The following is a 12,372-nucleotide window of genomic DNA, read 5'->3' on the forward strand; positions in this document are numbered from 1 at the left end:
TACCGGTATCCGTCGCGGCATCCGTTCCCGCCGGTGGAAGGGACCCGTCATGGAGGAGTTCGACGTCGCCGTCATCGGCCTCGGCGCGCTCGGCAGCGCCGCTGCGTACCACCTGGCCCGCCTCGGCGCGCGCGTCGTCGCCTTCGAGCAGTACGAGCTCGGTCACGTGCGCGGAGCCTCGCACGACACCTCGCGGATCGTCCGGACCTCCTACGGTGCCGCGGAGTACGTGCGGTTCGCGCAGGCGGCGTACCGGGAGTGGGAGGCGCTCGAGGTCGCGACCGGTGAGCGGCTGCTCACGGTGACCGGGGGAGTCGTGTTCATCCCCGACGACGGTCCGTACGACGCCGACGACTTCGCCCGGAGTCTCGCCGAGAGCGACGTGCCCTTCGAACTGCTCGACCCCGAAGCGGTGCGGAGCCGATGGCCGCAGTTCGCGATCCCCGCGGGTGTCACGACCGTCTTCACGCCCGATTCGGGCATCGCACACGCAGCCCGCACCGTTGCGACCCTCCATATCCACGCGCGGGTGCTCGGCGCCGACCTCCGTGACCGGACGCGCGTCGAGGGGCTGATGCCGGTGGACGGCGGGGGAGTCGTCGTCACCACCGACGCCGGTCGGGTGCGCGCGCGCCGCGTCGTCGTCGCGGCGGACGCCTGGACGAACACGCTGCTCGAGCCGCTCGGCATCCGGATCCCGCTCGAAGTGATGCAGGAGCAGGTCACGTATTTCGCCCCGGGTGAGCCGGGGGCGTTCGACCCTTCGCGCTTCCCGGTGTGGATCTGGGAAGACGAGCAGTGCTTCTACGGCTTCCCCACGTACGGCGAGCCGACCGTGAAGGCGGCCCGCGACGTCTCCGAGAACCTCATGACTCCTGCCGAGCGCACCTTCGTCCCCTCCGACGAGCGCCTCGCCGAGCTCACCGCTTTCCTGGGGGCGGTGATTCCGGGGAGCGGCCCGGCCCTGCGGACGGTGACGTGCCAGTACGCCCTGACGCCCGATCGGCGGTTCGTGCTCGGCCCCCTCGTCGAACACCCCGACATCGTCGTCGCCCTCGGGGCCGGTCACGCCTTCAAGTTCACCCCCGCGTTCGGTCTGGCTCTGGCAGAGCTCGCGACCGGTCGCCCGACCACCGACGACGTGTCGGCCTTCGCGGTCGACGCGACGGTCGTCCCGGCGATGTGAGCGACGTGCTGATCCAACGACGCGACGAAGCTCACCACGACTGGACCCTGTACGAGGGCGAGGGGCGCGTGGGCATCGAATGGTATTTCGCGGATGCCACCGCCCTCGGAACCCAGGTGATGCTGTACCGGCTCGACCCGGGGGCGTCGGAGGGGGAGCATCGGCACCTCGCCGGAGCCGAAGACAGCTGCTCGGCCGAGAGCAGCGACGAGCTCTACGTCGTCACATCGGGAGAGATCGTCTTCACCGCGGACGGTGTGGACCGTGTCCTCACGGCGGGAGACGCGGCCTATGCGCGCGCCGGTGTCGCCCACGGCGTCCGCAACGATTCGGCCGCCTCCGCCGAGCTCGTCCTCGTCTTCGGGCCGGCGGTGCGCTGATGAGGCACACCCCCGACTACGCCCTCGACGACGTCGACGCCGTGCGCGCTCTCGTGCGCGAGAACCCCTGGGCGACGCTGGTCAGCCATGTCCCGGGCCGCGGGCTCGTGGCATCCCACTATCCCGTCCTCGTCGACGATGCGGAGCCTTTCGCGCTCGTCAGTCACGTCGGACGCCCCGACGAGGCGCTGCACGAGCTCGGCACGCGCGAGGTGATGATCGTCGTGTCCGGTCCGAGCGGATACGTCTCACCGAGCTGGTACGACACCTCTCCCGCCGTGCCGACCTGGAACTTCGTCGTGGCGCACCTGTACGGGACGCCGGAGCTGCTGAGCGACGAAGAGAATCTCGCCGTGCTCGATCGGCTCGTCGCGCACTTCGAGGCACCGTTGCCGAATCCCTTCTTGATGCACCGGACGCTCGAGAACACCGCGTACGCCGAGCGCATCGTGCACGGAACGGTCGGGTTCCGGCTGCCGGTGACACGGTTCGAGGCGAAGCAGAAGCTCAGTCAGGACAAGCCCGACGCGGTGGTCGACCGAGTGGTCGCGGCGCTGCGCGCCCCCGGACCCTACGAGAATTCGGCCCTGGCCGATCGGATGGACGCCATCCGCACCCGAGAGGAAGAAGCACGATGACCGGATTCGTTGGCGTGGATGCGATGGTGCGGTGGGTCTCCACGCACGGCGCCGAGCGGCTCATGTCCGAGATGGTCTCCTATCTGGAGGCCGACTACCGCCGATGGACCTCGTTCGACAAGGTCGAGCGCATGGCCAGCCACACGCCGTTCGGCGTGATCGAGCTGATGCCCGTCAGCGATCCCGACACGTATGCGTTCAAGTACGTCAACGGCCACCCCTTCAATCCCGGTCGCGGATACCAGACCGTCACCGCCTTCGGCGTGCTCGCCGACGTGCACAACGGCTACCCCGTGTTCCTGTCGGAGATGACGCTGCTGACGGCCCTTCGCACCGCGGCCACCTCGGCGATGGTCGCCCGACACCTGGCTCGACCCGATGCGCGAACGATGGCGATGATCGGGGCCGGCAGTCAGGCCGAGTTCCAGGCCCTCGCCTTCCGCGGTGTGCTGGGGGTGGATCGACTCCGCGTCTACGACGTGGACCCCGCGGCCACGGCCAAGCTGGTCCGCAACCTCGCCCCGATGGGCTTCGACATCGTGGTGTGCGACTCCGCGGCCGAGGCAGCACGCGGCGCGGACATCGTCACGACGTGCACCGCCGACAAAGCCTCCGCGACCGTGCTGCACGATGAGGACGTGGCATCCGGGATGCATATCAACGCGATCGGTGGAGACTGCCCCGGCAAGACCGAGCTCGACCCCGCGATCCTGTCCCGCGGACCGGTGTTCGTCGAGTACACCCCGCAGACCCGGATCGAGGGCGAGATCCAGCGCGTCGCCGCGGACTTCCCCGTGACGGAGTTCTGGGAGGTCCTCGCCGGGTCGCGGGAGGGGCGCACGTCGGCCGAGCAGGTCACCGTGTTCGACTCGGTCGGCTTCGCGATCGAGGATTTCTCGGCCCTCCGCTTCTTGCGCGACAGCGTCGCCGGAACGGATCTCGCTCAACAGATCGACCTGGTGGCCGCCCCCGACGATCCGAAGGATCTGTTCGGCATGGTCGGCGCTCCGGTGCCCGCGCTGTGAACGCCCTCACCCTGCGCGGCGGACGCGCCTACGACGGGGCCGACCCGATTGACGTCGTGCTGACCAACGGGACGATCGCCGCCATCCGGCCGACCGGTGGTCCCGTCGCAGGCGAAGTGGTCGACCTCGATGGCCGCTTCGTCGGTCCGGGCCTGTGGGATGCGCACGTGCACTTCACGCAGTGGGTGATCTCGAGTCGGCGCATCGATCTCGCGGACACTCGCAGTCCTGAAGATGCGATCGCCGCCGTCCGTCGGGCCGTCGCGACCGACGCTCCGCGAACCGACGGGGTGCTCGTCGGCTACGGCTATCGCGATGGTCTGTGGTCGACCCCGCCCTCCCTCGCGGCGCTGGACGAAGCCTTCCCCGACGATGCCGTGGTGCTCGTCAGCGGCGACCTGCACGCAGGATGGATGAACACACGAGGTGCCGAACGGTTCGGACTGCGGCCGGACGCGACCGGAGTCGTGTCCGAAAGGGACTGGATCGGCTCGCTGCAGAGGTTCCAAGAAGCCGCCTCCATCCCCGTACAGGCTTTCGCGCAGGTGGCGGACGCGGCCGCCCGCCGCGGCGTCGTCGGCGTCGTCGATTACGAGAACGTGCCCAACTTCGCCGAGTGGCCCGCACGAGCAGCGGCAGGGGTGCGTTCGCTCCGCGTCGACGCGTCGGTCTGGCCGGATCGCCTCGAAGAGGCGATATCCCTCGGCCTGCGCACCGGCGACGTGCTCGACGGCGAGGGACTCGTGCGGATGGGCAGGCTCAAGGTCGTCGTCGACGGCTCGCTCAACACCCGCACCGCATGGTGCTGGGACCCCTACCCCGGCTCCGGCCCCCACGCCGAGCACGGCTGCGGCGTGCAGAGCGTTCCCGTCGACGAGCTGCGCCGGTTGCTGCTGCGTGCCCGGGAAGGCGGCATCCTGCCCGCCGTCCACGCGATCGGTGACCGGGCGAACACCGAGGTCATCGAAGTGTTCGAAGAGCTCGGGATGCCGGGGATCATCGAGCACGCGCAGCTCGTGCGCGACGAGGATTTCGCGCGCTTCGTTCGAGCCGGTCTCATCGCGAGCGTGCAGCCCGAGCACGCGATGGACGACCGCGACATCGCGGATGTGCATTGGGCGGGACGCACCGCGCGCGCGTTCGCATTCGGGTCGCTGCATCGGTCGGGCGCTGCCCTGCGTCTCGGATCCGACGCCCCCGTCGCGCCTCTCGATCCATGGCACGCGATCGCCTCGGGCACCACCCGCAGTCGTGGTGACCGCGACGCTTGGCACCCGGAACAGCGTCTCCCGCTCGACGTCGCCCTGGACGCGAGCACGTGCAGTCGCCTCGCGGTGGGCCAGCCCGCCGACCTCGTCGTCGTCGATCGCGACCCGTTCGCGAGCGAACGCGACGAGTTGCGCGAGATGCCGGTGGCGGCGACGCTGCTCGGCGGGCGTTTCACGCACCGGGCCGTGTGAGACGGGGGCGCCCTGGCGGCGCCGCGCGCGCGATTTCCGTGCGCGGAGGGGAGCGCTCACGCCCCGGCGTCGCGTGCCGTGCTCAGACGTCGAGGACCAGCGCCTCGCCGGACCGTGCGCGCGAGACGCACGGGTAGATCACACGCGCGTCGTCGTCGGTCGTGAGCGAGTCGCGGTGCTCCACGGCTCCCGCGAGCACGGGGACGGCGCACGAACCGCACACCCCGCGCAGGCACGAGCCGCTGACCGCCACCCCGGCCCCCTGCAGGGACTCGAGCAACGATCTCGTCGGCGGCACGTCCACGGTGACTCCGGACCGAGCCGCTGTCGCGGTGAACGCCTCGTTCGGGCTGAATTCCCGCGCGCGCGGGACGAAGCGTTCGAGGTGGATGCCCGAACCCTCCGGCAGCGTCGGAGCGAGGGCATGAAGCGCGTCGGTGAAGGCGGCGGGGCCGCACGCGTAGACGTCGGTGCCCGGTGCGATGGTGCCGAGCAGAGTCGACAGGTCGAGACGACCCTCCTCAGCGCTGACATGCACCGTCGCGCGTTCGCCCAGCGCGCCGATCTCATCGGCGAACGCGACCCCGTCGCGCGTGCGGGCGGCGACGATCATGCGCCACTCCGCATCCACGGATGCCAGGTGCCGCGCCATCGCAAGGATCGGGGTGACGCCGATCCCGGCGGCCAGCAGCAGATAGGCCCGAGCCTCACCGAGCTCGAAGAGGTTGCGGGGAGGGCGCACCCACACGGTCGCACCCTCTCGAAGGAACGCGTGGATGTAATGCGAGCCACCGCGAGAGAGTTCCTCTCGGCGGACCGCGACACGGTAAGACGCGACGTCGGCTGGGTCGCCGCACAGCGAGTACTGACGCTCGTGGCGCGTGATGAGCTGCAGGTCGACGTGGGCCCCCGGCTGCCACGCAGGGAGGGGCGACCCGTCGGCGTTCTGCATCCGGATGCTGACGATGTCGGGCGTCTGACGCGTGATCTCTCGGACCACCAGGGGCATCAGGCCTTCACGGGTGCGCATTCAGTACAGCGCCCGGTAAGCGCCGGACATCGCGTCGTCGATGACGTCGCCGACGGCGGTGTCCCAGCCCGACGTGCTCGCCCAGATCTGTCCGGACGTCGGCACCTGGGTCGCGAGGTCCTGCATGTCTGCGTCCCAGAGACCGCCGCGCAGAAGTGCGCGCCCGCAATGCAGGTAGACCTGCTCGACGTGCACGACGATCGCGAGGTCGGGAACGCTGTGGTCCTGCTCCAGCGCGCGCAGCAGAGTGGGGTCGTCGGTCACGACGGCTCGGCCGTTGATGCGCAGTGTCTCGATCATGCCCGGCACGAAGCAGAGCAGAGCGGCGTGACCGTTGTCGGCGATGTTGCGCATCGAATCGGCGATCTTGTTGCCGAGGCGATCGGGGATCACGATGGTGCGGTCGTCGAGTGCTCGCACGAACCCGGGGTAGTCCCCGCGCGGCGAACTGTCGCAGCGGCCCTCCGCGTCCGCCGTCGCCAGGGTGGCGAAGGGGGAATGGGCGAGGAAGCGCAGGCAGTTCTCGTCGAGGCGGTCCGTGATCTTCTGCATCGAAGGGCCCTCGGGCTCGCCCAGAGTGGCGCGGATGTCCTCGAGCCCGAGCACGCGGAAGTCGCTGGAAAGCATGCCTTCGACGTTATCCGCCGCCCGCCGATGCCTCTTCGTCTTCCCGGCACAGCATCGGTGGTCGCGAGTGTGCCAGGGGCACAGGGGACTCAGCGGGTGGAACCGATGAGGCGCACGCGGCAGGCGAGTTCGACGGCGAAGCGCGTGTCGGGGTCGTCGAGGTCGACGTCGAGAACCTCGCGCACGCGACGGATGCGGTAGCCGACCGCGTTCGGGTGCAGGTTGAGCTCCCGCCCGGCTTGAGTGAGCGAGTTGCGGTTGCCGAGGTACGACAGGAGGGTGCGAACGGCCGTGGCCGATCGCTCCGGGCCGAGAGCGTCGAGGGGGTGCAACAGGTCGTCGAGCAGGTTGCGGCTGACGGGCGAGGCGTAGAAGTCCAGCAGGAGGCGTCGAAGTCCCGTCACGTCTGTGAGCTCGACGGCGTCGAGCCGTCCGGCCGCGATCGCGGAGTCGGCGGCCACACGCGCCTCGGCGGCCGACTGGCGTAGTCCGGCCGCGCCCGTTTGAGGAGTGCCGAGACCGACCGTGTAGGTCCATCCATCGCCGATGAGCCGACGCGCCTGCGCCTGCACGCGCACGATCACGTCGCGCAGGCGGCGCTGATGATCGCCCGCGCCGTGGTCCTCGCTGCTGACGAGGATGACGTCGTCCTGCAGGAAGGCGATGTGCCAGAGCTCGGGACGATCGTCGATGAGCTGCAGGGTGAACAGTTCGAGGGCCGCCTCGACGAAGCGCGGGGCGCGCAGTCCCGGGTCCACGCGGTGCTGCGGGCGCATCCACGCCACCGCGTGGGACAGCTGCAGCGGCAGGCCGAGTCGCGCCGCGGGGGCGACGAAGCCGTCGACGCGCCCGGCCTCGGCCAGGATCAGTTCGACGATGAGGTCGGCGCGCGATTGGTTCGGGGCGAATCGATCCTGCAGGTGTCGCTGCATCGCGCGCGACACGAGCGAGGCGACGACGGGGAGCGCGACGGTGGCCGCGGGATCGGAGGTCTCGGCGATGAGACGTCCGATCGGCACCTCACCGGCGAACACGGCGTCGGCGTCGGTCCACGACGTGCCGGGGTCGTCCTGCAGACTCACCCGCACACCGAGTGCGGTGCCGGCGGCCTCCAGAATGGCGGCCACGGCATCCGTCTCCCCCGCGGATGCTGCGGCGGTGGCCTTCTCGACGGCGAAGGCCGCGCGGGTCATCGACTCCGCAGCCCCGCCGCTGATGACGCGGTCGATCGTGACCGCGAGGTCGGGGGCGCGGGCCGCCGAGGAGACGAGCACGGGGACGCCCCCGCGGTCGGCCAGCACCGTCGCCGTCTCGGCCGCGGTGGAGCCCACCGGCATCACGAGTCCCGCGAGACCTCGGGCACTGGCCTGCCGGAGGGCCACGTCGACGAGGTACGAGGCGGGCGGCTCGTCTCCGGCGACCACCGCGAGCGTACCGGCGGGCAGGGAGGGGAGCTCCGACAAGGCGGCGACGTCGACGCGTTCGATGGTCGCGCCTGCCGTCGGGCCGGCGACGTGCGAGATACCCAAGCGTTCTGCCTGAGCAAGGAGGTCGGCGGTGGTGAGCTGTGCCACGAGCACAATGTACGCCGATTCCCTGTAACCCGAGCACATTGTCGCTCTGGGAGGTGGTCCCTAGGGTCGACTCATGGCATCCCCGTCCCTCGTCCCGCCCGCCGCCCGGCGCGCCCCCGAGCACGTCACGGCCGACGACATCGCCGCCCTCGCAGCGGGGGCCGCGATCTTCGGCACCGGTGGCGGCGGTGCGGTGTACACCTCGCAGCTGACCACCGAGCGCGCGATCCGCGAGCACGGCCCCGTGCGCCTGCTCTCCGTCGACGACCTCGGTCCCGACGATGCGGTCATCATGATGAGCGGCATCGGCGCTCCGACCGTCGGCATCGAGATGCTCTCGTCGGTGCGGCAGATCGAGACGCTGCGGGACGAGGCCGAGCGCGTTGCGGGCCGCAAGATCACGGCGATCATGCCCGCGGAGATCGGCGGCAGTAACGGCGTCTCCCCGGCCGGGTGGGCCGCGCGCCTGGGCGTTGCACTCCTCGACGCAGACGGCATGGGCCGCGCCTTCCCCGAGGCGACGATGATCTCCACCAACGTCGCCGGTGTGCCGTGCGACTTCGCCGTGCTCAGCGACGTGGTGGGCAACGTCGTCACCCTTCGCACCGTCGACCTGTCGTGGCTTGAGCGTCACGCACGGGCCGTCACCGTGGCCGCGGGCGGAATTTGCCTCGGCGCGCACTACCTGCTCACGGCCGACACGGCGGCGGGCGCGGTCATTCCGAACACCATCAGCACCGCGATCCGCGTCGGACACGCCCTGCTCGAATCGACCGAGCCCGTACGCGCCGTCGCCGATGAACTCGAAGCCGCCGTGCTGATCACCGGCAAGATCACCGACGTCTCCCGTCGAACGGAGGGCGGGTTCGTGCGCGGTTCCCTCACGATCGCCGGCATCGGCGACGACCGCGGGCGTCTCCAGCGCGTCGAACTGCGCAACGAGAACCTCGTGGTGCTCGAAGACGGTGAGGTGCTCGCGACAGTCCCCGACCTCATCACCGTCGTCGACCTCGAGACCGGTCATGCCATCTCCACGGAGATGCTGCGCTACGGCCAGCGCGTGTCGGTGCTCGCGTGGGCATGCGATCCGCTGTGGCGCACCGAGCGCGGTCTCGAACTCGCGGGGCCCCGCGCCTTCGGATACGACCTCCCCTACGTCCCCTTCGAACGGAAGGACGCGCGATGAGCGCCGTTCGCGACCTGTCCATCGGCGTCGACGTCGGCGGCACCAACACCGACGCGGTGGTGGTGGATGCCGCGGGGTCCGTCATCGCGTGGACCAAGCAGCCCACGACCGCCGACGTCATCGGCGGGATCCGCGCCGGCATCGCCGCGGTGCTGGCGCAGATCGGAGGGGATCGCGATCGCGTCTCGCGCGTGATGCTGGGCACCACCCACGCCACGAACGCGATCGTCGCCCGCCGGGGTCTCGACAAGGTCGCCCTCGTGCGCCTCGGGGCACCGGCCGCGACCGAATGGCCCCCGCTCACCGGCTGGCCGACCGATCTCAGCGAGCAGGTACTCGCCGGAGCGGCGATGCTCGGCGGCGGCCACATGGTCGACGGTACGCCCATCGCCCCGTTGGATCGCGACGGCATTCGTCGCTTCCTCGACCGCCTCGGCGGCACATTCGACAGCGTCGCGATCTGCGGCATCTTCAGCCCTTCCTCGCCCGAGCAGGAGCGTGAGGTCGAGCAGCTCGTGCACGACCACCTCGGCGAAGCAATGCCGGTGTTCCTCAGCCAAGACATCGGGCCCGACGGCCTCCTCGAGCGCGAGAACGCCACTGTCCTCAACGCGGCGCTGCGCGGTGTGGCGAGCGAGGTGACGCGCGCACTCGTCGACGTCGTCGCCGAAGAAGGGCTCGACGTGTCGACCTTCTTCGCCCAGAACGACGGCACGCTCATGTCGCTGGACTACGCGGTGCGCTACCCCGTGCTGACGATCGGCTCCGGACCGGCCAACTCCATCCGCGGGGCGGCATTCCTTTCCGGTGCGAAGAACGCGATCGTCGTCGACGTCGGCGGCACCACGAGCGATCTCGGCGTCCTCGTCGACGGCTTCCCCCGTGAATCGACCCTTCCTCGCGACATCGGCGGCGTCCGTACCAATTTCCGCATGCCTGACATCCTGAGCCTCGGCATCGGCGGTGGCACGGTCATCGACCGGCGCACGGGCGCCGTGGGGCCCCGGTCGGTCGGCTACCGCATCACCGAGGAAGCTCTGCTCTTCGGCGGTTCGACGGCGACCCTCACCGACGCCGCAGCCGCGGCGGGTCAGGGGATCCCGGGCCGCTCGTTGCCGCCGCTCTCGAGCGCCCAGCGCGACATGCTGTCCGCCGCGCTCGCCCACGCCCACGAGCGCATCGAGGAGGCGGTCGAGCGTCTGTCGCTCGGTCGCCTCGACCTGCCGCTGGTCGTGGTCGGCGGCGGCGCCCTCCTCGTTCCCGACGACCTGCCGGGTGCCGGCGACGTTCTGCGCCCCGACCGGGCCGACGTCGCGAACGCGGTCGGAGCGGCCATCTCCCTCGCCGGGGGCCGCGCCGAGCAGATCTCCGACGCCGACGACCGGGATGCTGCCATCGCGGCCGCCTCGGAAGCGGCGATCGCCAAGGCCATCCAGGCGGGGGCCGATCCCCTCGCGGTCGAGATCGTCGATGTCCTTGAGACATCGCTGTCCTACACCGCTCGTCCGACTTTGAAGGTGTCGGTGAAAGCCGCCGGCCCCCTGAGTCACCTCGCCGCGCCCATCCCCGCGCGCTGACCCGCCCGCACCACGCCCGCCCGCACCACGCCCACTCGCACCACCCCTCGAGCACCACGTCTGGCACCACTGACGCTTCACCCGAATCAAGGAGCAAGGCAATGAAACGCAGCACCGTCGCCCCGGCCGCCGCCGGGGTCGTCCTCCTCGCACTGACACTGGCGTCGTGCGCCGCACCCTCCGAGAACGGCGGAGGTGGGGGCTCGGTCGTGTCGGGCGGCACCTTCGTCAAGGCGATCAGCGACGACCCGGGCGATCTCGACCCGATGAAGACGGTCTCGCCCGACACCTTCGACGTGGTCACCATCGCCTACGAGTCGCTCATCTACGTCACCCCTGACGGCGACTACGAGCCCTGGCTCGCCGAGAGCTGGACCGATGAGGGCACCTCGGCCACCTTCACCCTGAAAGACGGCATCACCTGTGCCGACGGCTCGCCCTTCACGGGGCAGACCGTAGCCGACAACCTCAACTACAACGCCGATCCGGCCAATGCGACCTTCTCGTACGGCACCGTGATCACCGAGGCCGTCTCCGCCACGGCCGAGGGCAACGTCGTCACAGTGACGAGCACCGTCAACGATCCGTTCCTCTCGGTCAACCTCGGCTCGATCATGATGGTCTGCGACGCGGGCCTCGCCGATATCGCGTCGCTGTCCGACACCACCGACGGCACCGGTCTGTTCCAGCTGAGCGAAGCCCGCCCCGGAGACGCGTACGTCTTCACCAAGCGCGACGGGTACACCTGGGGCCCGTACGGGGTCACCGGCGAGACCGAGGGCCTGCCCGACACGATCGAGGCCCGCATCGTGTCCGACCAAAGCACCGTGACCAACTTGCTGCTCTCCGGGGAGTTGAACACCGGTGTGGTCACCGGCCCCGACCAGGACCGCCTCCAAGCCGCCGGTATCGAGTACACGGGTGTCCGCAATCCCGTCGGCCAGATCCTCTTCAACGAGCGCGAAGGACGGCCGTTCTCCGACCCGCTCGTGCGCGAGGCGCTGTCGACCGCGATCAACCGCGACGAGGTGGGGCCGGTCATCGCCGGTGCCACCGGTCTGCCGTCGTCGGGTCTCGTGATGAAGACGCCCCTGCTCTGCGTGCAGGACCCGCCGAGCTGGTCGCTGCCCGACACCGACCTCGATCGTGCGGCGGAGCTGCTCGATCAAGCCGGGTGGACGCTCAGCTCCGACGGCATCCGCGAGAAAGACGGCAAACCGCTGGACGTGAAGTTCATCTACGACGCCCCGACCGCCTCGCACGCGCCGGCTGCCGAACTCGTCAAGGAGACATGGGACAAGCTCGGCGTCGTGACCGAGCTCTCGGCGAATGACGCCGCCGCCTGGTCGGACCAGCTCTACACGAGCTTCGACTGGGACACGGGCTGGGTTCAGATCGCCCCGGGCAGCCCCGTCGTGCTCGACCTGTTCTTTGGCGGGGCGACCCCCGATCAGGGCGGACTGAACTTCATGTTCGTCGACAATCCCGAGTACAACGCGCTCGCCACCCAGGCCAAGACCGCCTCTCCCGACGCGGCATGCGGGCTGTGGCAGCAGGCCGAGCAGAAGCTCATCGAGCGGTTCGACACCTTCCCTGTCGTCGACAACATCCTGCCGAACTACATGAGCGGCGCGACGTTCGAGCAGCCGAACTTCCTCAACCCCACCTCGATCCGGATGCAGGGCTGAT

General features: G+C 70.0%; 11 protein-coding genes. 8 read left to right on the forward strand and 3 right to left on the reverse strand.

The features are described from left to right. The first annotated feature begins 49 nt into the window (after positions 1–49). Genes solA through ABXS86_RS12910 form a run of 5 tightly spaced genes read left to right on the forward strand, consistent with a single transcriptional unit; the run spans position 50 to position 4,689 of the window. Positions 50–1,186, forward strand: a complete 1,137-nt coding sequence (gene solA, locus ABXS86_RS12890) for an N-methyl-L-tryptophan oxidase (protein ID WP_353664738.1) — start codon at positions 50–52, stop codon at positions 1,184–1,186. Between the two features lie 5 nt (positions 1,187–1,191). Then, entirely contained in the window at positions 1,192–1,566 is a 375-nt protein-coding gene (locus tag ABXS86_RS12895; protein WP_307206585.1) for a cupin domain-containing protein, read from the forward strand. After that, the gene (locus tag ABXS86_RS12900; RefSeq protein WP_307206583.1) at positions 1,566–2,204 is read left to right on the forward strand and encodes an FMN-binding negative transcriptional regulator; all 639 of its coding nucleotides are present in this window, start codon (positions 1,566–1,568) and stop codon (positions 2,202–2,204) included. The genes ABXS86_RS12895 and ABXS86_RS12900 overlap by 1 nt, the downstream gene beginning before the upstream one ends. Continuing rightward, positions 2,201–3,229 carry an ornithine cyclodeaminase gene (locus ABXS86_RS12905; protein ID WP_307206581.1) on the forward strand — a complete coding sequence of 343 codons (1,029 nt, stop codon included), beginning with the start codon at positions 2,201–2,203 and terminating at the stop codon, positions 3,227–3,229. Before ABXS86_RS12900 ends, ABXS86_RS12905 begins: the two co-directional genes overlap by 4 nt. Continuing rightward, positions 3,226–4,689, forward strand: a complete 1,464-nt coding sequence (locus tag ABXS86_RS12910; RefSeq protein WP_353664739.1) for an amidohydrolase — start codon at positions 3,226–3,228, stop codon at positions 4,687–4,689. Before ABXS86_RS12905 ends, ABXS86_RS12910 begins: the two co-directional genes overlap by 4 nt. An 82-nt stretch (positions 4,690–4,771) precedes the next feature. On the opposite strand, the gene ABXS86_RS12915 is transcribed toward ABXS86_RS12910, so the two are convergent. The 3 genes from ABXS86_RS12915 to ABXS86_RS12925 all read right to left on the reverse strand — a co-directional run bounded on the left by ABXS86_RS12915 (position 4,772) and on the right by ABXS86_RS12925 (position 7,920). Further along, positions 4,772–5,698: a PDR/VanB family oxidoreductase gene (locus ABXS86_RS12915; protein WP_187358493.1), complete on the reverse strand. Its 927-nt coding sequence runs from the start codon at positions 5,696–5,698 to the stop codon at positions 4,772–4,774. A gap of 21 nt (positions 5,699–5,719) precedes the next feature. Next, entirely contained in the window at positions 5,720–6,346 is a 627-nt protein-coding gene (locus ABXS86_RS12920) for an MSMEG_1061 family FMN-dependent PPOX-type flavoprotein (protein WP_230705219.1), read from the reverse strand. Positions 6,347–6,435: 89 nt separating this feature from the next. Further along, the gene (locus ABXS86_RS12925) at positions 6,436–7,920 is read right to left on the reverse strand and encodes a PucR family transcriptional regulator (RefSeq protein WP_353664740.1); all 1,485 of its coding nucleotides are present in this window, start codon (positions 7,918–7,920) and stop codon (positions 6,436–6,438) included. Between the two features lie 73 nt (positions 7,921–7,993). On the opposite strand from ABXS86_RS12925, the gene ABXS86_RS12930 reads away from it, so the two are divergent. The 3 genes from ABXS86_RS12930 (at position 7,994) to ABXS86_RS12940 (ending at position 12,371) form a co-directional block, all read left to right on the forward strand. Beyond that, the gene (locus tag ABXS86_RS12930; RefSeq protein WP_307206576.1) at positions 7,994–9,106 is read left to right on the forward strand and encodes a DUF917 domain-containing protein; all 1,113 of its coding nucleotides are present in this window, start codon (positions 7,994–7,996) and stop codon (positions 9,104–9,106) included. Beyond that, positions 9,103–10,683 carry a hydantoinase/oxoprolinase family protein gene (locus ABXS86_RS12935; protein WP_307206573.1) on the forward strand — a complete coding sequence of 527 codons (1,581 nt, stop codon included), beginning with the start codon at positions 9,103–9,105 and terminating at the stop codon, positions 10,681–10,683. Before ABXS86_RS12930 ends, ABXS86_RS12935 begins: the two co-directional genes overlap by 4 nt. Before the next feature lie 101 nt (positions 10,684–10,784). Further along, complete coding sequence (locus tag ABXS86_RS12940; RefSeq protein ID WP_353664741.1) at positions 10,785–12,371, forward strand: ABC transporter substrate-binding protein; 1,587 nt, start codon at positions 10,785–10,787, stop codon at positions 12,369–12,371. Position 12,372: the final 1 nt, after the last annotated feature.

This window comes from Microbacterium sp. che218 (assembly GCF_040436305.1).
Lineage (GTDB): Bacteria > Actinomycetota > Actinomycetes > Actinomycetales > Microbacteriaceae > Microbacterium > Microbacterium algihabitans.